We start from the raw sequence: 383 nt of genomic DNA on the forward strand, positions 1-383 counted from the left end.
AGGAAAAAGACTAACGAATAGGTGATCTTGAATTAAGTTTAAGGCTTCAATAATATCTGCATTACCAACCGCAAATGCGATTCGCCACCCTGCCATGTTGAACGTCTTAGAAAAGGTATAAAATTCAATTCCCACATCTTTAGCGCCTGGTGTTTCCATAAAGCTAACTGGAGCTTGACCGTCAAAGCCAATTGCGCCATAGGCAAAGTCACTAATAATGCCCACATGGTACTTTTTGGCCCACGCAACTAATTTGCGATAAAACTCGGGAGTAGCTACAGCACCCGTTGGATTATTAGGATAGTTAAGATAGAAGAATTTAGCACGTTGCGCCACCTCTTCAGGAATTGCCTCTAAGTCTGGCAAGAAATTATTTTCTGCTA

Annotated in this window: 1 protein-coding gene; it reads right to left on the bottom strand. The window is 41.5% G+C overall.

Annotated elements, in window-relative coordinates; all coding sequences use genetic code 11:
• Positions 1-383, bottom strand: a 383-nt coding sequence (locus CP366_RS10470) for an aminotransferase class I/II-fold pyridoxal phosphate-dependent enzyme (protein ID WP_143469320.1), incomplete at both ends; no start/stop codon positions are given.

The sequence above is a fragment of the Lactobacillus sp. UMNPBX15 genome (assembly GCF_002553785.1).
GTDB classification, from domain to species: domain Bacteria; phylum Bacillota; class Bacilli; order Lactobacillales; family Lactobacillaceae; genus Lactobacillus; species Lactobacillus crispatus.